Origin of the sequence: Pseudomonas sp. CVAP#3, assembly GCF_018986375.1 — a bacterium.
Taxonomy (GTDB): domain Bacteria; phylum Pseudomonadota; class Gammaproteobacteria; order Pseudomonadales; family Pseudomonadaceae; genus Aquipseudomonas; species Aquipseudomonas helvetica.
Genome location: NZ_JAHMSC010000003.1, coordinates 277,874 through 299,183, shown reverse-complemented (window position 1 = coordinate 299,183; position 21,310 = coordinate 277,874). Strand labels below are relative to the sequence as shown.

The 21,310-nt window shown below is 56.6% G+C and carries 21 protein-coding genes; 11 read left to right on the top strand and 10 right to left on the bottom strand.

Translation table 11 applies throughout. The annotated features are described in order from the left end of the window. The first annotated feature begins 256 nt into the window (after positions 1 to 256). The 3 genes from KRR23_RS07555 (at position 257) to KRR23_RS07545 (ending at position 3,057) form a co-directional block, all read left to right on the top strand. Positions 257 to 1,882 carry a methyl-accepting chemotaxis protein gene (locus KRR23_RS07555; RefSeq protein ID WP_216741977.1) on the top strand — a complete coding sequence of 542 codons (1,626 nt, stop codon included), beginning with the start codon at positions 257 to 259 and terminating at the stop codon, positions 1,880 to 1,882. A 112-nt stretch (positions 1,883 to 1,994) separates the two neighbouring features. Further along, on the top strand, positions 1,995 to 2,444 hold the full coding sequence (locus tag KRR23_RS07550) for a hypothetical protein (RefSeq protein WP_216741976.1): 450 nt from the start codon (positions 1,995 to 1,997) through the stop codon (positions 2,442 to 2,444). Positions 2,445 to 2,637: 193 nt separating this feature from the next. Then, the gene (locus KRR23_RS07545; RefSeq protein WP_216741975.1) at positions 2,638 to 3,057 is read left to right on the top strand and encodes a hypothetical protein; all 420 of its coding nucleotides are present in this window, start codon (positions 2,638 to 2,640) and stop codon (positions 3,055 to 3,057) included. Between the two features lie 101 nt (positions 3,058 to 3,158). On the opposite strand, the gene KRR23_RS07540 is transcribed toward KRR23_RS07545, so the two are convergent. Beyond that, on the bottom strand, positions 3,159 to 3,479 hold the full coding sequence (locus KRR23_RS07540) for a PepSY domain-containing protein (RefSeq protein WP_216741974.1): 321 nt from the start codon (positions 3,477 to 3,479) through the stop codon (positions 3,159 to 3,161). A gap of 362 nt (positions 3,480 to 3,841) precedes the next feature. Next, complete coding sequence (locus KRR23_RS07535; protein WP_216741973.1) at positions 3,842 to 4,969, bottom strand: glycerophosphodiester phosphodiesterase; 1,128 nt, start codon at positions 4,967 to 4,969, stop codon at positions 3,842 to 3,844. 251 nt (positions 4,970 to 5,220) lie between these two features. Between KRR23_RS07535 and KRR23_RS07530 the strand changes: the two genes are divergently transcribed. Then, positions 5,221 to 5,550 carry a DUF2025 family protein gene (locus KRR23_RS07530; protein ID WP_216741972.1) on the top strand — a complete coding sequence of 110 codons (330 nt, stop codon included), beginning with the start codon at positions 5,221 to 5,223 and terminating at the stop codon, positions 5,548 to 5,550. Here KRR23_RS07530 and KRR23_RS07525 read toward each other — a convergent pair. Both KRR23_RS07525 and KRR23_RS07520 read right to left on the bottom strand, forming a co-directional pair. Next, positions 5,538 to 5,870 carry an antibiotic biosynthesis monooxygenase gene (locus KRR23_RS07525; RefSeq protein WP_216741971.1) on the bottom strand — a complete coding sequence of 111 codons (333 nt, stop codon included), beginning with the start codon at positions 5,868 to 5,870 and terminating at the stop codon, positions 5,538 to 5,540. The genes KRR23_RS07530 and KRR23_RS07525 overlap by 13 nt on opposite strands. After that, positions 5,867 to 6,577, bottom strand: coding sequence for a CTP synthase (locus KRR23_RS07520; RefSeq protein WP_216741970.1), 711 nt, complete (start codon positions 6,575 to 6,577; stop codon positions 5,867 to 5,869). Before KRR23_RS07520 ends, KRR23_RS07525 begins: the two co-directional genes overlap by 4 nt. Positions 6,578 to 6,592: 15 nt before the next feature. Here KRR23_RS07520 and KRR23_RS07515 point away from each other — a divergent pair, with 15 nt between their 5' ends. After that, positions 6,593 to 7,555 (top strand): LysR family transcriptional regulator, encoded by a 963-nt coding sequence (locus KRR23_RS07515; protein WP_216741969.1) that lies wholly within the window; start codon positions 6,593 to 6,595, stop codon positions 7,553 to 7,555. Here the strand turns inward: KRR23_RS07515 and KRR23_RS07510 are convergent. Together KRR23_RS07510 and KRR23_RS07505 are read right to left on the bottom strand one after the other, a co-directional pair. After that, positions 7,540 to 8,079, bottom strand: coding sequence for a DUF1003 domain-containing protein (locus tag KRR23_RS07510; RefSeq protein ID WP_216741968.1), 540 nt, complete (start codon positions 8,077 to 8,079; stop codon positions 7,540 to 7,542). The genes KRR23_RS07515 and KRR23_RS07510 overlap by 16 nt on opposite strands. A 163-nt stretch (positions 8,080 to 8,242) precedes the next feature. Next, entirely contained in the window at positions 8,243 to 8,857 is a 615-nt protein-coding gene (locus KRR23_RS07505) for a TetR/AcrR family transcriptional regulator (protein WP_216741967.1), read from the bottom strand. A 201-nt stretch (positions 8,858 to 9,058) separates the two neighbouring features. Between KRR23_RS07505 and KRR23_RS07500 the strand changes: the two genes are divergently transcribed. After that, positions 9,059 to 10,114, top strand: coding sequence for an MBL fold metallo-hydrolase (locus KRR23_RS07500; protein WP_216741966.1), 1,056 nt, complete (start codon positions 9,059 to 9,061; stop codon positions 10,112 to 10,114). A gap of 97 nt (positions 10,115 to 10,211) precedes the next feature. Here KRR23_RS07500 and KRR23_RS07495 read toward each other — a convergent pair whose 3' ends face one another. Together KRR23_RS07495 and KRR23_RS07490 are read right to left on the bottom strand one after the other, a co-directional pair. Beyond that, the gene (locus KRR23_RS07495) at positions 10,212 to 10,529 is read right to left on the bottom strand and encodes a helix-turn-helix transcriptional regulator (RefSeq protein ID WP_123584304.1); all 318 of its coding nucleotides are present in this window, start codon (positions 10,527 to 10,529) and stop codon (positions 10,212 to 10,214) included. Positions 10,530 to 10,623: 94 nt separating this feature from the next. After that, on the bottom strand, positions 10,624 to 11,583 hold the full coding sequence (locus tag KRR23_RS07490) for a hypothetical protein (RefSeq protein ID WP_216741965.1): 960 nt from the start codon (positions 11,581 to 11,583) through the stop codon (positions 10,624 to 10,626). A gap of 214 nt (positions 11,584 to 11,797) precedes the next feature. Here KRR23_RS07490 and KRR23_RS07485 point away from each other — a divergent pair, with 214 nt between their 5' ends. Together KRR23_RS07485 and KRR23_RS07480 are read left to right on the top strand one after the other, a co-directional pair. After that, positions 11,798 to 12,775 (top strand): hypothetical protein, encoded by a 978-nt coding sequence (locus KRR23_RS07485; protein ID WP_216741964.1) that lies wholly within the window; start codon positions 11,798 to 11,800, stop codon positions 12,773 to 12,775. A gap of 34 nt (positions 12,776 to 12,809) precedes the next feature. Beyond that, positions 12,810 to 16,316: an alkaline phosphatase family protein gene (locus KRR23_RS07480; RefSeq protein ID WP_216741963.1), complete on the top strand. Its 3,507-nt coding sequence runs from the start codon at positions 12,810 to 12,812 to the stop codon at positions 16,314 to 16,316. 167 nt (positions 16,317 to 16,483) lie between these two features. Here the strand turns inward: KRR23_RS07480 and KRR23_RS07475 are convergent, their stop codons facing one another. Continuing rightward, complete coding sequence (locus KRR23_RS07475; protein ID WP_216741962.1) at positions 16,484 to 17,200, bottom strand: HNH endonuclease signature motif containing protein; 717 nt, start codon at positions 17,198 to 17,200, stop codon at positions 16,484 to 16,486. A 494-nt stretch (positions 17,201 to 17,694) separates the two neighbouring features. On the opposite strand from KRR23_RS07475, the gene KRR23_RS07470 reads away from it, so the two are divergent. Genes KRR23_RS07470 through KRR23_RS07460 form a run of 3 tightly spaced genes read left to right on the top strand, consistent with a single transcriptional unit; the run spans position 17,695 to position 19,713 of the window. Next, the gene (locus tag KRR23_RS07470; RefSeq protein ID WP_216741961.1) at positions 17,695 to 18,063 is read left to right on the top strand and encodes a hypothetical protein; all 369 of its coding nucleotides are present in this window, start codon (positions 17,695 to 17,697) and stop codon (positions 18,061 to 18,063) included. Continuing rightward, positions 18,038 to 19,051 carry an AAA family ATPase gene (locus tag KRR23_RS07465; protein WP_216741960.1) on the top strand — a complete coding sequence of 338 codons (1,014 nt, stop codon included), beginning with the start codon at positions 18,038 to 18,040 and terminating at the stop codon, positions 19,049 to 19,051. Before KRR23_RS07470 ends, KRR23_RS07465 begins: the two co-directional genes overlap by 26 nt. Next, positions 19,051 to 19,713: a hypothetical protein gene (locus KRR23_RS07460; protein WP_216741959.1), complete on the top strand. Its 663-nt coding sequence runs from the start codon at positions 19,051 to 19,053 to the stop codon at positions 19,711 to 19,713. The genes KRR23_RS07465 and KRR23_RS07460 overlap by 1 nt, the downstream gene beginning before the upstream one ends. A gap of 170 nt (positions 19,714 to 19,883) precedes the next feature. Here the strand turns inward: KRR23_RS07460 and KRR23_RS07455 are convergent, their stop codons facing one another. Further along, positions 19,884 to 21,131 (bottom strand): ribonucleotide-diphosphate reductase subunit beta, encoded by a 1,248-nt coding sequence (locus KRR23_RS07455; RefSeq protein WP_123585391.1) that lies wholly within the window; start codon positions 21,129 to 21,131, stop codon positions 19,884 to 19,886. Positions 21,132 to 21,310: the final 179 nt, after the last annotated feature.

The window sequence follows — 21,310 nt, the reverse complement described above, 5'->3', positions numbered from 1 at the left end:
GCCTGTCGTACGTTTCACAGGCTCACATGAGCGGCATCATGGCAACGCTGCTTGACGGTTTTGTGACAGTTTGGTGGCCCATGTAATAGAGCCTCTACCGGTGGTCGGATCGGGTTCAAGAAACCGCGGCGCCTGCCGATGACGGCTAAGTTGGCTCAGGCATTTTGGTGTCCAGCCGCATGTTGTCGACAGGGAGGTCCGGACATCTCGCATGCCGTACCAGTGCGAGCCTTATCCCTGTCATGAGTATCACTCGATGTTTTTGCAAAAATCCCTGAGAGCGCAAATCCTCGCACTGCTGAGCGGCAGCCTGATTGCGATGTTGCTGATCGCCCTGGCCTGTTTTCACTTTCTCTCCAGCGGGGTGCAGAACTATCGCAACCTGATCGAAGGTCCGCTACGTACCTCGCAACTGATTGACGAAGCCAACCTGCAATTCAAGGTTCAGGTTCAGGAGTGGAAAAACGTCCTGTTGCGCGGTAAGCAACCGGCTGACCTGGACAAATACTGGAAGCAGTTCGAGGATCGTCAGGGCGACGTACAGAACATTCTCGGTGAGCTGACCCGCCAACCAGGCATCGAGGCGTCGCTCAAGGCTCGCCTTGAAAGCCTGCGTGATGCGCACCGTGCGCTTGGTGGTGCTTATCAAAAAGGTCGGGATGCCTACCTGGCTGCCGGTGCTGATCCTACGGCGGGCGATAACGCCGTCAAAGGCGTGGACCGCGCCACCAGTGAGCAGATGAGCGAGTTGGTCAACGAATTGCGCAAGCAGGGTCGTGAGCAGTCGACGTTGATCAGCGCCAGTGCCGATCACACCGTGTTGCTGGGAATCCTGGTGATGCTGGCTTCGGGTCTGTTGATTGGCCTGTTCAGCCTGTGGTTGGTCAACCGCAATCTGGTGGAGCCGATCCGCAAGTTGATTGAATACGTTGCGCAATTGAGCCAGGGCCGTTTCGCCGAGCGGGTGGCGAGTGATCGTCAGGATGAGCTGGGCAAGCTGGCGGTCGCGGCCAACACGCTGCGTGATTTCCTTGCAGAAACCTTCAGCCGTTTGCAGCGTAGCGCCTCGGATCTGGACAGCGCCAGCGGCGAGTTGAACTCGATTGCGACGTTGATGGCCCATGGCACCAACGAACAGTTCAACCGTACCGATCAAGTCGCCACGGCAATGAATGAAATGTCCGCCACCGCCCAGGAAGTCGCTCGTCATGCGGCCGACGCGGCACGGGCCGCCGATGATGCCGATCAGTCGGCACAACAGGGCGAGAAGGTCATGCAGGGCACGATTCACACCATCACCCAGATGCGCGGCGAAATCGCCAACACTGCGACGGTCATCCGCCAATTGGAAACTGATAGCGGGCGCATTGGCAAAGTGCTGGAAGTGATTCGCGGCATCGCCGAGCAAACCAACTTGCTGGCATTGAACGCCGCTATCGAAGCCGCTCGGGCCGGTGAAGCCGGACGCGGGTTTGCTGTGGTGGCCGATGAAGTACGCAGCCTGGCCCAGCGCACGGCGGCGTCGATCATCGAAATCAACCAGATCATCCAGAGCGTGCAGACCGGTGCGGTAGACGCGGCGCAGGCCATTGAAAGTGGCCAGTCGCGCAGCGAAGAAAGCGTCGAGCAGGTCACTCAGGCCGGGGCCATGCTCGAGCGCATTACTGCGTCGGTGGAGGCGATTCGCGACATGAACCGCCAGATCGCCACCGCTGCTGAAGAACAGACCTCGGTGGCCGAAGACATTTCGCGCAACCTGACCGAGATCACCAGCATCGCCAGTACCAACCTGGACAACGTGCAGCGCACTGAAGCGGCGAGCAACAACCTGCACGGGTTGTCGGGGCAATTGAGCGCGGTGACGGCGCGTCTCGGCGCCTAGCCAATTGAAATGTGTATCGGCACGCTAACCGTGTCGGTACACGATTGATCTCAAGTGTGGGTGTTGCGCGTCGATGATTCGGTTATCCCTAACCTCATCGAAGGAAACGCCCATGGTCAGCCTCACATCGGTCTCGATCAATCAGACTCTGTCCACTACCACCAGCAAGACTGCCATCAGCGGCAGCACCGATACCGACACCACGCAAAGCACAACCACGACGGGCAGTTCGACTGCCGACAGTGGCAAAGTTGCAGCGGGTGGCGGTGCGCCTGCGTCAGGTGACAGCAGTTCGAGCAGTAGCAGTGAGTCGGATACGGTGAAAGAACTGCGCAAGCAGATCGCCGAGTTGCAAAAGCAATTGCAGGAGCAAATGCAACAACTGCAGGCCGCTCAGGCCAGTCAGGAAAGCGCCGATGCCAAAGCGGCGAAAGTCGCGGCCGCCGAGTCGCAGATCGCCACCACCTCGGGTTCATTGCAGACCGCTACGGCAGCGTTGACGCAAGCGCTGCAAGCGTCAGGCAGCAGCACGTCGGGGTCGTTGGTCAGTACGACGGCGTGATGTTTCGGCCTGCTTGGCTGCGCCTTTGATGTCCCTGTCCCATGAAGCTCGTGCCGCCGGTCGGATTCAGGGGCAGAAAAGGCCTTGATTTACCGCCTACCTGTTAGTTCTGACAGTAGACGGGGTGGTGCCCTGAGGATTGTATGGAACGGTCAGCGCAGCCTGCGCTACTTTTTCTGTCAGGAGCGATCCCATGTCTTTGAGCAAGTTGGAAATGTTGGAAAAGTTGGAAAACTGGGAAAAGTCGAAAAAGTCGAAAAAGTCGGAAAAAAAATGGGAGAAGTTGGATGTTCCAAGCATGACCCCGTTGGCCGGTTACGATGGGCAAATCGATGAGGAGTCTGTTGGCCCGCATCTGGCAGCTCGGGTGGCAGGCGGGCAAGGCTATGAAGCAGAGGATCATCTTCAGGTGCGCTGGAATGGCACAACCGTGTTTCGGCAAGATATCGAGAGCGAGGAAGTTAAAGATGGTGTCGAGGTTAAAATAGAAAAAAGATACGTTGTAGCGGGTGATGTCATAGTTGAGTACATCATCATCAATCATGTGGATGGAGAAATCACCGACTCACATGAATTGCATCTTAAGGTTAATCCGGCTATTCCGGATGCGTAGTGCTTGCGTCGCTTTCCTCTAGACCCGGCCAGCCCTCTCATGCTCAAAATGCAAAAAAGCCGCGAAACCCGAAGGTCACGCGGCTTTTTCCTGGGGGCGATTTACTTGTCTTGCGTGTTGCTCAGTACTTTGCCGGTTTTTGCGTCCAGCTTCACATCCCACTCAACGTTCTTCGCGTCGCGGATTTCAACCTTGTACTCATAAACACTGGTTTTGGCATTGTGCTCCAGCTCGGTGTCGGTGATGTTTGCGGCCGTGCTGCCAGGATGCTCAGCGAGCGCCGCCTGATTGAGTTTCTGCATGTCCATCACAATGCCGTCCTTGAGCAGACCCGGGATCAGGTCCGGGCGCACATCGGCCATGGCGAAACCGGCTGTCAAGGTCAGGGCAGCGGTGGTGAACAGGGCAGTCAACGTCTTCATGGGAGCATTCCTTGGGTGAGCTGTTTAAGTGGCGTCAGGTTAACCAGCGCAACTTAATTCATCCTTAAATTCACGGCCGGTCTGCTCGAGAACAAGCCTACAAATAATCCGCCTGTTTCAGGCCTTTAGTCGTCAGGCTCAAGAACCATCCCTCACCCTAACCCTCTCCCGGAGGGAGAGGGGACTGACTGAGGTGTTCTTTCGAGTGACATCGACCTGAAAATCCGAGTCGAACTCAGGTTTTGAAAGGCCTGGAGATCTGCTCCCTTTCCCCTCTCCCCTGTGGGGCGGTCTGTAGTGGTCAACTAATCCCGGGCACTAGTGACGCTCCCTCTCGGGAGCGATCAATAGCGGGCAGCCGCTCAGAAGCCGTTGTTCTCAAGCAACTGCGCAACGCTGCCTGCTGCCGGGCGCTTGTAGTACTTGAGCAGTTCGCTGGCGCGGTTGGTGAAGATGCCATCGACACCAGCGTCCATGACCTTCTTGTAATCCACCGCATCGTCGATGGTGTAGACGTGCACCAACATGCCTTTGTCGTGGGTGTACTGGTTCATCCACGGTTGCACCAGGTCCGAATAGCTTTGATCGCCGCCGTTGGTCAGCGCTGCCGAAGGGCCCGTGCCGATGGCGCCCTGAGCCTTGGCGTAGTCGACCCATTGCTCGAATTCGGCTTTGTCCTTGGGTTCCTGTTTGGCGTAGTAAGTAGCTTTATCCTTGTCGCCGGATTCGGCGAAGGTCACTTTCGACTTGGGCTCGATGCTGCCTTCGCCCACCCACAGCAGAAGAATCTTCGGCACTTGCGGCATTTCTTTTTGCAGCAGTTCGAGGCTGCTCTTCTCAAAAGTTTGCAGAATCACTTTACCTTTACCCTGGCCGACGGTCAGTTCGTTTTTGGCCAGCGTGGAGCCTGCCGGGCTCAGCCAGCCACGGTCCTGAAGCTTGTCCTTGAGGTCGCGCTCAATGCCAGGAAACTGCTTTGGCTCTTTGGTTTCGATGTAAAGCCCCGGCTTGTGCAGCGGGTTGCCTTGGGCGATATCGATGATTTCGTCCAGGGTCAGGATTTTCAGGCCAGCGTACTTGGCGCGTGCGCGATCCGGGTGGGCGGTGTTGAACCAGCTGCCGGCGTCCAGGGTTTTAAGTTCGGCGATGGTGAACGCGTTGGCCGGGCTGTCCTTGCGTTCAGGAAACTTGGTGGCAACGTCGGTGGTGCGTTGCAGGTTGTTGTCATGCAAGGCGAACAGCACGCCGTCCTTGCTGCGTTGCAGGTCCATTTCCAGGTAATCGGCGCCCAGGTCGCGCGCCAGTTTGTAGGAGGCGGCAGTGGATTCCGGTGCATCGAACGAGGCGCCACGGTGGGCGATCACTGCCGGGTGCGGGATTCCGGTGGCGGTGGCCAGAGCGGTCGGGCTCTGCTGGCTGGTAGCCTGTGCCTGGCCAAGGCCGAGCATCAGACTCAGCAACAGGGCGCTTTTGGTGTAGGTAACAGGCATTGTCGAGGTCCTTTCGTAAGAAGCGATTTCAAAGACCTATCTTTTAACAATTGAGCGCCGGATGCGCTATCGCCAAACCGACATTAACGTGCGTGAGGGGCATTTTTTCCGCGCTTTTGTGCAGCCCTTTGCAGTACGATCCACCCCGGCAATTTCCCCTCCAGAGGGAAATCCCGAAACATCCGTTATCCCGCCCTCTGCGTGTAAACCATCGTTCAGCCGTCCTTCGGGACGCATCCGTGAGGTTTACCATGCGCATCACGTCCGAACTTATCTGCCAGGCCGCCGACCAGCTCAACGGCTTCGTCGGTTTCAATCGCAAGACCGCCCGATACATCGTCCGCTTCAGCGAAGACGCCTTTGGCATGGACGTCGCAGACGACGCGATCATCGCCGCCAGCGAGTTCGTCTGGGCGCCTGAGGACGGTCAAGCCATGACCCTCAAGCGCGAGCTGATCCGCTTGTTGCTGGAGCAGAACATCGACGACCGGATCAACATCACTGAACCGCTGCGGGTCTATATGCGGCGTGAGGATTTACCGGAAATTAGTGCGCTGCGCCGCCTGGTTCAGGCCGGCTGACGCTCGAAGGCATAAGCGCGTTCGACCTTGCACACCCGCGTGTGAAACGCTTCATACCAGGTCGAGCGCCCGCGTTCGCGGGTTGCGCTGTGTTCGGCGTGTTGTTTCCAGGCGAGAATTGCCTCTTCGCTGGACCAGTAGGAAACGGTGATGCCGAGCCCGTCCTCACCCCGGGCCGACTCCACCCCGAGAAACCCTGGTTGGTCGCGGGCAAGTTCGACCATGCGCTGTGCTGCTTGCTCGTAACCCTGGTCGGTGGCGATGCGCAGTGAAGTGAAAATTACCGCGTAGTAAGGCGGCGAAGGTGTATTGGCGATCATCTGGCGTTCCTTGCGCAGGCCTGGATAAAGGCATCGACCAAGGGGGGACGGGTGCCGGCTAGTGCAGCGCGTTCGGGTTGAAACAAGGTCGCGACGAAGAACGGATGATCGCTGAGTTCCATGGCCCGTAGATCACCCGCCGAATCGTGGCCGGTGGCTTTAAGGTTGTGTGTCAGCAGTTGCTCTTCGAACGCCGGATTGACGCCGTAGCGGCAGTGATAGCCTTCACCAATCTCTGTGGTCGCGTAGGCGTTGGCGATCAGGGAGCCTTCAACCAACCGGATGCTGTCGACGACTTCGACCAACGAGCAGGTCAGTGGCGTGAGCACGGCGCGCGCGGCGTCTGGCGAAGTTTCGCCATGCTCGGCATCGGTCCATCCCAGAACGTTGCGTGCGTATTCAAGTACCGCGTGTTGAAAACCACCGCAAGTGCCGAGGAACGGCCGCTGCTGTTCGCGGGCAAAACGGATCGCCAGCAGCGCACCGTCCATGTTGCGGTAAGGGCTGGCAGGAACGCACCAGAAGCCGTCGAAGGCAGCCAATGGGGTGTTTGCGTCAATGTGGTCAGTGGCCAGCCACTCAAACTGCACATCGACGTCAGCGTGTTGTGCGGCCAGGTTCAGCGCCAGGGGAATTGCCTGATGGGCAGTGACCTGTGGGTCGTAGTCACCGATCAGTGCAATACGCAGTTGAGGGCTCGTTTGCATGGTGTCTCCCAAGACTTGTTGATTGCTGGAGCCGACTATAGAGTGGCGTTCACGCAATCAATAGAGGCGTTTACCCAAGTGTTCAATGCAGCAACGCACTATCAGTTGGATTACCCGGACCTCGCCTTGATTCTTGCGTTGGTGCGCGGCGGCTCTCTGGCGCGGGCGGCGGCGCTATTGAAGGTCGACGTTTCGACGGTGTTTCGTGCGGTCAGGCGCCTGGAAGCGGCGTTGGGCCAAGCGCTGTTCGAGAAAAGTCGCGCAGGTTATTTGCCGACCGCCCTGGCCCGAACACTGTCCGAGCAGGCCGAACGCGCCGAGCAGGCGCTGGAAGCGGCGCGTATTGGCGTGGAGCAGGGCGGTGACGTCATCAGCGGCACCGTGCGCCTGACCTGCACCGATTCGGTGTTGCATGCGTTGCTGTTGCCGGCACTGGCGCAGTTCATGCCGGCGTACCCGGCGTTGATTCTGGAACTGAGCACCTCCAACGATTTCGCCAACCTCAGCCGCCGCGATGCCGATATCGCCTTGCGCCTGACCCGCTCACCCCCGGAGCATCTGGTTGGTCGGCGATTGGGGGCGGTGTCGTACCGGGTGTGCGCGAGTGCGGCGTATCTGAAATCGGTCGAGCCGAGTGATCTGACACGGTTGAGCTGGATCGCTCCGGATGACTTTCTGCCCGACCATCCAACCGTGATCTGGCGTCGTCAGCAATTTCCCGGTGTGCTGCCGAGCTATCGCTGCAACAGCATGCTCTCGGTCACCGAGTTGGTACGCGCCGGGCTTGGGGTCGCCGCGTTGCCGGATTTTCTGATCGACCCCGCGCAGGGGCTGCGCCCATTGAGCGAACCCCTGATTGGTTACGACACCAGCCTGTGGTTGCTGACCCGCCCGGACTGTCGAGCATTGCGCTCGGTGGTGACGCTGTTCGACGAGTTATCACGCTGGGTGCAATTGCCCGATCAGGAGCGTTGCTGATCCTTCAGAACGTGTTGATGCATCTCCGTGGTCAGGTTTTCGATGCGTTCAGTCAGCTCTTTGGTCATTTCGGTCAGTCGGGTGTTTTGCTCAAGCAACGTCAGTAACTGCGCTGAGGTATTCGCGGCTTGTGCTTGCCGTTCGCTGTTGGCAATCGCCAACGTCTCGCGGTGTAGCGCGTCGGCTTCGGACTGGGCTTTGTCGCGAGCGGCCTGACGGGTTTGCGCGAGCAGAATCAATGGCGCGGCGTAGGCTGCTTGCAGGCTGAACGCGAGGTTGAGGAGGATGAACGGGTAGACGTCGAAGGTCGTTAACCCCGTGACGTTCAGGGCAATCCAGACCACGACGATGAGGGTTTGCGCGCCGAGAAAGGTCGGGGTGCCAAAGAAGCGTGCAAAGGCTTCGGCCTTCAATGCAAAAGTGTCGTTGCCGAACGTCGATGCCAGATGAGCGTGGGGACGATGGAAGCGCAAGTGATCGACGGGGGCTGCGGGGGCTTTTTCTTCGGGCTGGGTTGAATTCATGATGCTCTCTGCAATGCCATGGGACTGAGGCTCACTATAACCCCCACAGCTTCCAGCGCCCGACTCGCTTTGAAACACTTTGTAGTGTTTTATTCAGCGCTTCGGTCCAGCGGATAAACACGTGAATAGTGTCATTTGTTCCATGTGTCCTTTTGCGTGCCCTTCATGCCTGCCGTTGATAGCAGGCCAGAAACATGTCCAGCGTCGACTCTACAACCGTCGTCTGCATCTCGGGTGACAGTGGTGGACAGTTCAGGGAGATCTGCGGCCAGAAGGCAAATGCCTTGAGCATTCCCTGCACCTGCTGGGCAGCAAAGGCCGGATCTACAGGCTTGAGCCGACCGTCAGCCTGAGCCGCGCGAATCCAGGTGGTCAACCCTTCTTCACGTTCGCCAATGCGCTCGACCATGTCCTGAACCCGTTCTGGCGAATGGATGGTGGCGGCGATGGCAACTCGTGCCAGATCAAGGAAATTGGTGTCCCCCAGCAGCTGCAGTTTGCAGTGCAGCAGCTGGCCCAACTGCTCGCGCAGTGGCAGGTCTGTGCGATAGTAGTTGTCCTGCTGAGCGGTGACGTTGGTCCACAATCGTTGCAGGATTTCAGTCCACAGCTCTTCTTTACTGGGGAAGTGGTTGTACACCGTGCGCTTCGACACGCCCGCGGTGGCGGCAATCTTGTCCATGCTGGTGATGTCGAAACCGTTGGCACGGAATTCGGCAATCGCCGCCTGAACGATGGCTTCGCGTTTACGGTCGGTGAGGCGCTGTGGAGCTGTCATAAATACGCTTCGGTAGAAAAAAGGAAGAATTACACTCGGCAGTTTACTTGCTCACGGCTTTGTTGCAATCTTGAAACTACACTGTGCAGTGTAGTTGAACGGTTGAAAAATAGAGTTTGCGGCTGACGCGTGCGTGCATTGGCCATTTATCGTCCGAAAAAGAAAAGCCGCACCTCGTCGGTTTTCTGGAGTCACTCAAACATGGCCACTTTCTCTTACCAGGCGGATAGCGCCACTGAACTGAAAACGTCCCGGCAAGAGCAGGGGCAATACCAAAATCATGCGGCCGTACCGGGGCAAGGCTTTCGCAAGACCCTGCGAATTTTCTGGAACATGATTTTCCACAAACCGAGTAACACGCGACCGACCGGTGTTATTCCGGTTCAAGCGCTGACTCTCGAACAGCTTCTCGACGCACCGAACCACAGCGTATTCCGCCTGGGGCATTCCACCGTGCTGCTGAAACTGCGCGACAAGTTCTGGCTGACCGATCCGGTCTTCGCTGAGCGCGCATCACCGGTGCAGTGGGCCGGCCCCAAGCGCTTCCATCAACCACCGATCAGCCTCGAGGCGTTGCCACCGATCGAAGCGGTGATTCTGTCCCATGACCATTACGATCACCTCGATCGTCAGTCGATTCTCAAGCTGGCGGACAAAACCAGACACTTTCTCGCGCCGTTGGGTGTGGGTGAGACGCTGATCAAATGGGGCGTCGATGCGAGCAAAGTGCGTCAACTGGATTGGTGGGAAGGCACTCAGGTCGAGGGGATTCATTTCATTGCCACGCCGTCGCAGCACTTTTCCGGTCGCGGGCTGTTCGATGGCAACAGCACGCTCTGGGCCTCGTGGGTGATGATTGATGGCGGAAAACGGATTTTTTTCAGTGGCGATACCGGTTACTTCGACGGTTTCAAAGCGATCGGCGAACAGTTCGGCCCCTTCGATCTGACCCTGATGGAAACCGGCGCGTACAACGTCGACTGGCCGCACATTCACATGCAACCAGAAGAAACCCTGCAAGCCCACATCGACCTCAAGGGCCGTTGGCTGCTACCGATTCACAACGGCACTTTCGATTTGTCGATGCACGCCTGGCATGAACCCTTCGACCGCATCTTGGCCTTGGCCTGGGAACGCAGTGTTTCCATCACCACGCCACAAATGGGCGAAGCGTTCAGTCTTGGCCAACCGCAGCGTGGGGAGGCCTGGTGGCTGGAAGTTGAAGAGACGACCGTTCAGTTGATCGTTAATAGCTAGGGACGTGCGCCTATTCCACGGATTGTTCTACGCAGATGCTGGTACAGCAGACTCTGCCAATGATGGGGGGGGAGGAGCCCCATCGGATGATTAGATATCACTCAATCATCGCGTAATCCGCCCGTCCCACCGGATCAGGCGTAGAGCCTCTGACGCTCATGCCTCGGCCAGGCGCAAAGCCTGGGAAGAACACCAGGCCTTCGGCTTCAAGCCGATAGGCGAGGGCCAGGCGGGTGACGTCGAGCACTTCACCGCCCGCTTCAAAACGGCGGATCGCTTCAACGGTAACCCCGGACTCCCTGGAAAACTCCTCCAGCGACCAGCCCAGCATCGCACGGGCTTGTGCGCTGTGTGCGGGGGTGAATTGGAAAAGGGCGATACGTTCCAGGGTGATTTTCATCGCAAGAGAGGCCATGGTTTTCTCCGGGTTCGAAATGGGTTATTCAATAAGTACTGTGTTTTTGTACAGTTGTTTTCAACCCGGATCAAACTCAATTTTTTGATTGGTTCTACTTCGCCTCCAACCCCGGCACCTCCCGAATAATGAAGTGATCCAGATTCTCGATATCACCACTGAACACCCCGAACGTCTGCTCGGGGTTTTTCTTGCTCGGCACCTGCTTCAACTCGGGCGTCACGCCATAGAAGAAGCAATAAAGCTCCCGCTCGCTGCCGATGGCGCCCTTGATTTCCTCCAGGAAGGCTTTGCGCTTGCGGTAGTTCTCGATCAGGTTTTTGCTCAGGTAGACGTTCACCGAGTAGGGCTTCTTGTCGAGCCAGACCTTCTTCTCGAAGTCGATGCGGAAACTGGTTTTGTAGTCCTTGATGGCTTTGATCTTGCCCCAGTAAATCAGCCCCTTGTTGTCCTGCAGGTATTCGATTTTCTTGAAGAATGCGCTGTAAGACGCGGTGTGCTCGCCAATCTTCAGCGGCATGCGTTTGAGCAAGTCCTTGTCATCGAAATTCGACACGAAGCACTCGACCGGGTGAGCGAAGACGCTGGTCTTGTCCGGTGCCGACTCGCGAGTCGGGTGCTCGCTGGCACTGGTCGTGGCAGAAGGCTTCGGCTGATCCCGAGGCGCATCGACATCCGGCAGTGGGGTAGAAGGCTTGCGCACATACTGACGCCGGGTCAGCAGCAACTCTGACGGAAAGTGCTCCTCTGGCCCGTCGTCCGTTTCTGCACCTTCTGACGCCGGCGTTCTGAGGCTGACATAAGGGCAGCCCTCGACATGCCGGGTGCCGGGCAGGTTCTTGAAATGCGGCGTGCGGATGTAATTGACGTTCTTGGCGTTGAACGTCCCCAGCCCATTCGCCGCATCGAACGCTGCTCGACAGCCGTCGTTGGGGCACTGAAAGCGCTCCTTGGCCGAGTCGAAGTCCATGGTCTCGTCGAAGTTCAGATCGCGCACGTCATAGATCGACAGCTTGTCGTCGAGGCTGATGCAGTAGGCGGTGTCGAATTTCATGCGCGCTCGGGTCCTTGAGAGATAGGTGGCGTATTAATAGCGGGTGGCGCGTGATGGCGCACCTGTTGATTCACGTTCGTCGCATCAACGCCCTCTGCCATTGGACAAGACCCCATAGCCTGACTAGCGTTGTGAGGTGGGCCGCATTGCTCCTTTCCTCATCCTGAGGTCTTGATTCGAGCTGACTTTGTGCCACATCTACAAGGAGGTAAGGATGTTTGGGTCGGTCGTTCTGGACGCGATTCTCGGGATGTTGGCGCTGTTCACGCTGCTGGGTATTTTCGTCACCACCCTCACTGAAATCATTCAATCATTCTTCCAGAAGGTCCGGGCGAAGTACCTTTATAACGCCCTGAAGCTGTTGTTCACCGGCAAATTGAAGGGGCTGAACGACAGCGACCTGGCGTTCTTCCAACAGGTGCTTGATCACCCGATGATCCAGTCCATGGCGCCACCGGGCAATCGCCCCAGTTACCTTGACCCGGCAATGCTGGCACAGGTGGTGATCACCCTGCTGCTGCACAAAGACGACACCACGACCCTCGATATTCCCCTCGACGAACTCAATGCGGCCCTGACCAAGGGCATTGCGCAGGTTCCGTCCGAGCACTTGCGCCGCGCACTGTCGACGATGCTTGCGGCGGCCCAGGCCAAAGTCACCACGGCCCAGGAGCTGTTGTGCTCGTTCAAGACCCGGCTGGAGCATTGGATCAACGCGGTTATGGACCGCGCCGAAGGCTGGATGCGGCGTAATGCCAAAGTCGTCTCGCTGAGCTGTTCGCTGGTGATTTGCCTGGTGCTCAACGTCAATGCGTTCGACCTCATGCAGGGTCTGGTGCGCAATGACACCTTGCGCGCGGCAGGCATGCAGATGGCCAACAATCTGGTGACAAACAACCCATCTGCTACGTTCGATCAGCTCTGTGCGAACCGGGACGACAAGGCCCAGTGCCAGTTCGATTCGGCATTGAGCAGTTTGCAGGCGCTGCCTCAGGGCGCTATCGGCTGGAATAACCGGCCGGCGTTTTTACACCACGATCAGACAAACAGAACGGCCTGGTTCGGCTACTGGTTGCTTGGGGTCATGACGGCGGCGTTGGCTGCCTCGTTGGGCGGCGACTTCTGGTTCAAGATGTTGAGCCAGATGATTCGCCTGACGGGCAGCAAAACGGTCCCACAGCCCAAGCCCTGAGCGCGATCGGGCACAACAACTCAGGGAGAGCAGCATGTCGAACAACTGGCCCGACGAGATTAAGCACGTCGTTGTGCTGATGATGGAAAACCGCTCGTTCGATCATCTGCTGGGGGATTACACCAGCATCAATCCTGCGTGCGACGGCATCAACCGTAAAGCGCCCAGCACCAACCCGCTGAAGGACGCCAGTGGCAACTCAGCGGTGATCACTCAAACGGCGGAAACACCTGACTACTTTGCCCTGTGGGCGCCGCCCGCGCCTTCGCCTCCGGCGCTACCGGCCAAGGACAGCGAAGGCTTCGACCTCGGCCACGAGTTCGTCGATGTGGTGAAGCAACTGGACGTGTCACTCAAGACCAGCCTGACCGCACCCAAGCTCGATGGCTTTGCGCAAGACGCCTACGACAAGGCCCGCAACGATCTGAAAGTGTACAAAACTTACTCGCAATCCATGGCTCAGCGGACGATGAACTACATCCCGTTTGGTGCCACGCCCGCCGACGATCCGCTGCCGGCGATCCAGGGGCTGGCGCGCAACTTCACCGTGTGCGACCGCTGGTTTGCCTCGGTGCCGGGCCCGACCTGGCCGAACCGTTTTTTCGCCATGCTCGGCAGTTGCAACGGCCACTTGCTGATGCCTTCCACGGGCACCGTGCTGGCCGGAATCAAAAGCCTGATTGCGCAGTTCGGCGGCGACAGTATTTTTTCGCTGCTGCGTGACAAAGGCCACGATGTGCGCATTTACTCCGACGGTGCCATCCCGTTGGGGGCGCTGGTCAAAGGTGGCTTGCAACACATGAGCATTGACGACTTCAAGTCGGATGTCTCCGGTAACAAGCTCCCCGAACTGTCCTGGATCGAGCCGAGCTATGGCCTGCTCAACGGCAAGCTCGGGCCTAACGTGTCGCACCATCCACCGGAAGACCTGCGCTTTGGCGATCAGTTTGTCGGTGAGGTGTTCAATGCCTTGTCGGCCAACACCGACCTCTGGAGCAAAACCCTGTTCGTGCTGCTGTACGACGAGCACGGCGGCTTCCATGACCATGTGGTGCCACCGACTTGCGTGGCGACGGGGTCAACGGTCGATGTCGAATGGCCCAATCCCTTCACTCGGCTGGGCATCCGCGTACCGGCGATCCTCGCCTCGCCGTGGCTCAATCCCGGCCTGATTCCGTGGACTGACAACCTCCAGGCGCAACATTACGATCACACCAGTTTGCTGGCCTTTCTCTGCGATCACTTCCAACTGCCGCGCAGCGCCCTCGGTGCAAGGGTGGTCGCGGCCCAGCACTTCGGCAACGCGCCGATCTGGCGCACAGCCGCAAGCGTTGCCCCGGCACCGAAACTGGCCGCCACCGCCGTGCCAAGCCGCGCCGGGCTGCCCTTGATCGAGTCCCAACTGGCGACCCAAAGCCGGCAGGTGGTGGACAGCGCCACCGGTTATCTCGATGGTCTTGATCCGGAGCAGATCTGGAAAAACAGCGCCCAAGGTGTCAGCAGTTTCCTCAACAGCCGCACCCGTGCACTGGTTGATCCCGGCCAGGCCGCCCTCACGTCCGCCGCACCCAGTGCCGACAGCCTGGAAGCGAAACTGCGGCGCCTGCAGGATTTGATGGCCACCGCCCACGGTCAAACGGTGGCTGCCGTTGGTGCGCCTGCCGTCAAAACCTTGCAAGCAGGGGCGGTGCCGGCTGTTGTGCCCGCGCAACTGCGAGTCCTGTGCCTGCCGGGTGTGGGATTCACGCCGCCCGCCAATGGGCAGGGCAGTACCGACGCGAACTGGCAGGAACAATGGCGCACGCTGATCCGTAGCCAACTGGCGCAGAACGGTCGCGTTATCGACGACCAGGACATCGACTTTCTGCCCTTCGATGATCAACTCAAGGAAGGACCGGACTTCGCCCAGATCACCCGCGGCCTCGCCATGTTGCGGGACGACGCCAGGGGCAAGGCCGACGAGGATTTCGGCAGTTGGGGCCTGCCGGTCAATCAGATGCTGCGCACCACCGTCGGCGCCATCGTGCAGTGGATCGAAGACGCCGAATTGCGCACCGCACTGACCCAACATCTGCTGGAAAAAATCGACGCGTTCAACCCGCAGATCATCTTCGCTCAAGGGCTGGGCAGCCTGATCGGTTACGACGCCTTGCGCCGTTCGGTGGCCAAGAAAGGTTCGGCGCTGAAACTCGTCGATGGCCGGGTATTCGTCAGCTTCGGCTCGCCCATCGCGCTGCCATTGGTGATGCGCGAAGTGTGGGGCGGGCGGGTCATGCGCCTGAGTGAAAACGGCCGAGGCATTCGCCGTTGGTTCCACCTCTACAACCCTAACGACGGCTTGCTGACCCGGCCGATCACCTCGCCAGACTCGGCGCGGGTCGACCTGCAAACCGAGTTCAGCGTGCCGTTGCGTGATGACCTGCTCGACCTCAATCACGCAGCGCAAGCCTACTTGTCGTCCGCTACCAGCCAGACCGGCCTCTGGCCACAACTGGCTCGCGACGTGGTGGCGGCAAGCGCTCTGGAAGTGCCGGCGTTTCTGTCCCGCAGCGGCCAACGCAAACGCCGCGCCCTGGTGGTCGGCATCAACGATTACCCCGAACCGGGCGCGCGCCTCGACGGCTGCATCAACGACACCTACCTGATCAGCCGCATGCTCCAGGAGAGCGGCTACGACGCTGGCGACATTCGGTTGCTGCACGACGCCCGAGCGACGCGGGCGAACTTCGTCGAGCGCCTCGAATGGCTGGTAGAAGGCGCCCGCGCCGGCGACGAGCGCGTGCTGTTCTATTCCGGTCACGGCACCCAACTGCCGGCCTACAGCAGCAGCGGCGAAGCCGACCGCATGGACGAAACCCTGGTGCTCTACGACTTCGACTGGGACGACGAAAACACCCACTTCACCGACAAACTGTTCCGCCAGTTCTACAGCCACCTGCCGTTCGACCCGAACGGCCACGGCGCCAAACTGACCGTCATGTTCGACTGCTGCTACGCCGGCGGCATGACCCGCGGCAACGGCCGCGTACGCGGCATCACCCCACCCAGCGACATCCGCCACCGCATGCTGCGCTGGGACCCCTACGCCGGCGACTGGGACCGCCGACTCTACGCAACCGACAGCGACGGCCGCGACTTCAGCGAACAAGGCAGCAAATCCCGCATCCTCACCCGTACCCGCAGCACCCAAGGCGCCGCCACCGGCCTACGCCCCGAGAAAAAAGCCCAACTGGTGCGCCAAGGCAAACTCTACGGCCACCACGGCCCCTACATGCCCCTGATGCTCTACGCCGCCCGGGAAAACGAAAAAGCCAACGAATATGAGGTGGGCTCCAGCAGCTACGGCGCCTTCACCTACGCCGTGGTGGAGCAACTGCGCAAGCTGCAGCAGGAAAATGCGACGTTGGGCTTTGATAAGTTGATAGAGCAGGTAGGCAAAGTGCTGAGCGCGAGGTCACTGGGGCAGACACCGGAGATTGTCGGGCCGAGCGGGGTGAGGGAAGCGGTGTGCCCGTGGAAGATTAGTGGGTTGGGTAAGTGAGAGAGAAAGAAGTCGAACGCTGACGCTTTCAAAACCTGAGATCGACTCAACCTCCCAGGTCGCAGTCATTCGCCCCGACAACTCGGTCAGTCCCCTCGCCCCTCTGGGGAGAGGGTTAGGGTGAGGGGGCTATTCCACTGACGCCTACTTGCTATGAGGTTGGTCCGTTAGGGCTCCATAACCAGTCGCTTCACCTTCGTATAAAGTGACAAAGTGAACTCGACTTTGTCGCTCGAAAGGTGACAACGCCGATGACAGTTCGGGCACAGAGCCACAGCGTTAGTAATGCAATCCGACCCTTTCTGCGCCAAATGCTTTACATGATGAACCTCAAGAAACGGTAAACCATCGGCTTCAAACGGCGCTTTCTGGCCACAGCCTTCGCAAATCCCCTTGGCTAAATCAGCAACCCAGGCTCTAACCTTCGGGTCACGGACATAGGACGTGGTGACGGTGCTAGCTTGTTGTGGGTTCGGATTACCCGCTGGCTCAACCTTAAGCCCTTGCTTCTGCAATTTGGACGCTCGGCTGATCAACGTCTCATGGTTTGAGGTCGGAGCATATTCACCGGTACCTGGGACGATTTTACTGGCCAATACCTTGCGAATCCGCTCGCCAACCCCAGCGCCGATATTCTTGGCGGGCATGTAGCCGCCAATTCGCGGTAAGTCCATTTGCTCCAGCACGGCAGAGATATTCTGCATGCGGTACTCAACCGAAGAGGCGCTACGTTTGCTCAACGGACCTTCACGCAAAAGCTGATTCTCAACGGACTTCTTAAACGCCTGGCCGTTTTGCTCAAGGCCCAGCATTTTCAGATAAGCATCGACCGAAGCCTCAAGCTCCTGATCACTCCAGCCACTTTTTTCCTTTGGGGTATCCATACAATCGCCGAGGGTTGAAAACCCTCGGACGATACTGAGTGGCCATTACTTCGTCTACGAAATTTCCTACAGAAATATCCAGTTTTCCGCTCGAATGCTGCCGCGAGGAACTACGTAAAACTACTTGCTAACCTGCCGAGGCCTTGGATCACTGAAGCCACTACCTTCCGCCACCAAGGCCGAACCACCGGCACCCGCCCCCAAGTCCAACCGGAGGGCGGACGGCAGAGGTTGCGGTGAGTGAAGACAATGGGAATAAACAGCTTAGATATGGAGGGGTGATTATAAATAGGATGTGAGAGCCGCCGCATGCTCACATTTAGAGACCTCTACTTGTGAGTCTGAATAGGGCGAGAGCCAACTGCAGGTAGGCTTCAAGCTTTCCGCGTAATTAATTTAATTGGGGTCGCGTAGAGTTGCAAAAGCATATTTATGTATGTGTATCCTGGGCCGCTTCTAGATTAGAAATTTTGTAGATGTCAGCGGAGAGGTTAATGTCCGGTAGTTTTGAGGGGGGAATGCCTGATGGTTACCTTTTTCTTGTCAGAATATTATTTAGTGATATGGTTGTTGGGTTTTGCGATTTTGCGATGAAAACTTTTGCTGGAGGGTGTATGACTAAATACTTAGGTGGTGTAAAGGGGCGGATACCTAATACAAGTAAGGATGTTGATATAGCCCTTGGTGAGAAGGACTTGATCATAACTGGAGCAAATGGTTCAGGTAAGACCTCTTTTCTAAAGGAACTTTACAGAAAGGCAAGCTTGCTTGTTGCAGAGAAAAAAATAGCTGATCTTCCTAATCTTAAGAGTAGTTTAAAGATGCAGCTGGATTTTTTTGGCTACTCAAGAGAAAGGCACTAGTGCCTATAGTAATGCCATGTCTATGGTGGAGCACTATAGAAAACAATTGGATGATTTAAGTGGTGGCCTGAATCTTGAAGTTAAAGATGGGTTGGCGTTCTCAAGTTTGTTGGATGATAGAGTGGCTGTGCTTGCTTATTTTGAAGCTGCTCGTCTCGCTAGTATCTCTCATGCGGATACTGCTAAGGGGGTGATTTCAGAACAAGAGAGATACAAGTCTGTGGATGTTCGTCAGAAGCTAAGTGGAGGGTTGGAGCAACATTTGGTTAACCTACGAAATCGTAGGTCTTTAGCTTTGACTGAGGATAATGATAAAGAGTTTGCAGCTAAAATTCTAACGTGGTTTCATAAGTTTGAGAGCGATTTAAAGGAGCTGATGGAAGACGCTTCGACTAAGTTGGAGTTTGATTCGGATAGATTGAAGTTTACCATAGCTCAAACCGGGAAGGTGCCGTACACGTTTCAAACTTTATCGTCGGGTTACCTGGCTATATTTGATATTTATGCTGATCTCTTGATGCGTACCGAGTATTTTAAGGTTCTTCCAGAGGAGTTGGTTGGACTGGTTTTTATTGATGAGTTGGATGCGCATTTGCATGTTTCTCTACAGCGGCTAATTCTCCCGTTTTTAACTAGGTCTTTTCCTTTGGTGCAGTTTGTGGTTACAACTCATTCTCCGTTTGTAATTATGTCGGTTGATGATGCGGTAATCTTCGACATTGGCCGGAATCAACAGGTTGATGAGGATTTGTCATTGTACTCGTACTCTGCTGTTATGGAGGGGGTTCTAGGAACAAGGACAACATCCAAGCTGTTGGATGAAATTATTAGTAGAATTGCTTCTATTGTGAACTCTGGCGATGTCAACTCCGAGGAGTTGAGTGGTTTGCTTGAAAAAATCAGACCGGTGGAAGGGAAGCTGGATAGTCAGTCTCGAGCATTTTATATGAAGGGTATGAATGCTTTGCTGGATGAAGGAGAGGTGTGATGTTTAATGTTGTTCGACCTTTTCCCGCTCCTGCCTGTTTGAGTGAAGGTAAATATAATCACAGCGAAGTGGTTGACCTTCTTCATCCAATGTTTTATGGGAAATGCTACCTGTGTGAGCAGGACGAATTGTCCAGCCCTGAAATTGAGCATTTCGATCCGCATGAAAAGGATGTGGTCAAAAAATTTGACTGGTCTAATCTTTATTATTCATGTGGGCGATGTAATAGTATAAAAAGCAATATTCATAAAGATCTGTTGGATTGTTGTGATGCGTCACTTAATGTGTTTAGGATGATTAAGTGTGTTTTGCCGAGTATTCCAAGTGGGTCGATTGAAGTAAAGGCAATGATCAATCCTGAAGGCGTTAAGGTGGTGAATACTGTTAATTTGTTGCATAAATGCTATAACGAAGATGCCACCCCGTTGAGGGGGATAACCAGGTCAGTACTCATGGAGCGTTTGTTTGAGTATTACACTGATTTTCTTGGGTATCGCTTCACGTTAAAAAGTAAGAAGTCCACTACTCAAGAGCGAGAGCTCGCAAAAGGTAGGATTGAGTCGATGTTGGAAGTTGGTTTTCCTTTCTCGGTTTTTTGGCGTTGGCATGTAATAGAGGACTCATTCCTATCTGAACAGTTGAAGGGTAGGATGAATTTTTAGTGTTTATTTTTTAGGGGGTGATTTGGAGGGGAGTGCATTGTTGGGCTTAATGCTGATAAGGAGTTAAGTTGGGGTTGGTGTGTTTTAGAACAAAAAAGCCCTGACTGCGTTCAGGGCTTTTTTGTTCTGTCGATTTAACTCAATTGGCTAGGTATCTGCTACTTCAGAAATCAATCCCAGCTCAAAGCCCCACCAGTCTGATACTCAATAACCCGCGTCTCAAAGAAATTCTTCTCTTTCTTCAAGTCCATAATCTCGCTCATCCAAGGGAACGGGTTAGTCGTCCCTGGGTACTCTTCCTTCAAACCAATCTGCGACAAACGACGGTTAGCGATGAACTTCAGGTAGTCCTCCATCATCGCCGCATTCATGCCCAGCACGCCGCGAGGCATGGTGTCACGAGCGTATTCGATCTCCAGCTGAGTGCCCTGCAGAATCATCTGCGAAGCTTCTTCCTTCATTTCAGCATCCCACAGGTGTGGGTTTTCGATTTTGATCTGGTTGATCACGTCGATGCCGAAGTTCAGGTGCATGGATTCGTCGCGCAGGATGTACTGGAACTGCTCGGCGACGCCGGTCATTTTGTTGCGGCGGCCCATGGAGAGGATTTGGGTGAAGCCGCAGTAGAAGAAGATGCCTTCCAGAACGCAGTAGTAGGCGATCAGGTTGCGCAGCAGTTCTTTGTCGGTTTCGACGGTGCCGGTTTCGAACTTCGGATCGGAGATCGAACGGGTGTACTTCAGGCCCCAGGTGGCTTTTTTCGCGACCGATGGGATCTCGTGGTACATGTTGAAGATCTCGCCTTCATCCATGGCCAACGATTCGATGCAGTACTGGTAGGCGTGGGTGTGGATCGCCTCTTCGAACGCCTGGCGCAGGATGTACTGGCGGCATTCCGGGTTGGTGATCAGGCGGTACACGGCCAGCACCAGGTTGTTGGCAACTAGGGAGTCGGCGGTGGAGAAGAAGCCGAGGTTGCGCATCACGATGCGGCGCTCGTCGTCGGTCAGGCCTTCCGGGTTTTTCCAGAGGGCGATGTCGGCGGTCATGTTGACTTCTTGCGGCATCCAGTGGTTTGCGCAGCCGTCCAGGTACTTCTGCCAGGCCCAGTCGTATTTGAACGGGACGAGTTGGTTGAGGTCGGCGCGGCAGTTGATCATGCGCTTTTCGTCGACCGCAACGCGGGCAGAAGCGCCTTCGAGTTCGGCCAGGCCTTCGGCGACGTCGAGTTTGTCGAGGGCGGCCTTGGCGCGGATGATCGCAGCCGAGTCGGTGGCGGTTACGGCGCGCGCTTCAAGCGCTGCGGCACCACCGGCGCTGTCGAGGCGGTCCATGTTGGCTTCAGTAGCGTGGCCAGCATTGGCGCCTTTGGCGACAACTTCGCCGTCTTCTTTGTCGAATTCGTCCCAGCTCAGCATGACGTGTCGTCTCCTGCGTGAGGGCCAGTCGCCCGTGTGAAAACACTGATGGTCGGTTTTTCACACGGCCCGGTGGCCGCGTTGTCTCTAAAAGGAATCGTTTGTTGCAGCAATACGCAGGCAAAAAACAGAAATGTGTACGGGTGTCCTGAAGTCGCTAAGGGCGGAGATAACGTCGT